Source organism: Aeromonas sp. S18(2024) (genome assembly GCF_041402525.1).
Classification (GTDB): domain Bacteria; phylum Pseudomonadota; class Gammaproteobacteria; order Enterobacterales; family Aeromonadaceae; genus Aeromonas; species Aeromonas enteropelogenes.
On sequence record NZ_JBGLQV010000024.1, the window covers coordinates 1 to 573 of the forward strand.

Annotated in this window: 1 tRNA gene and 1 rRNA gene; both read right to left on the reverse strand. The window is 47.3% G+C overall.

What is annotated here, in order from left to right:
- Positions 1-193: 193 nt before the first annotated feature.
- A tRNA-Glu gene (locus tag ACB034_RS20800) sits at positions 194-269 on the reverse strand.
- A 199-nt stretch (positions 270-468) separates the two neighbouring features.
- A 16S ribosomal RNA gene (locus ACB034_RS20805) occupies positions 469-573 on the reverse strand; the annotation flags it as partial.

Here is a 573-nt window from a genome sequence, read left to right on the forward strand (position 1 = left end):
GTACAACAAGGACCAAATAAAATTTGGTTTTCGCCAAGAAGTTTCCAAAGCACTTGTAACAAATGTTTGAGAACTACTTTTTAAATCAGCTTTCCAGATTGTTAAAGAGCATGTTTGCAACGGCGCAAGGCCGAAGAAAACAGACATAAACACTCAATGCTTATGTCTGCATTCTTGTTAGCAAGAAGAGAAGTGGCGTCCCCTAGGGGATTCGAACCCCTGTTACCGCCGTGAAAGGGCGGTGTCCTAGGCCTCTAGACGAAGGGGACCCGGATTTGTCTTTGCGCTTGCGCGCAGGCGATTGGGTAACGGCTCGCGCCATTATTCACATCCCAACACCCAACAAAAGGGCTTCTCTTATCTGACCTAAGCCAGATAAGCACTGATGCTTTCGCACCAGGTCTTTGCTCTAACTACTTTGAATCAAGGCAATCTGTGTGAACACTCAACAACTTCGTCATCTTAAGGTAAGGAGGTGATCCAACCCCAGGTTCCCCTAGGGTTACCTTGTTACGACTTCACCCCAGTCATGAATCACACCGTGGTAAACGCCCTCCCGAAGGTTAAGCTATC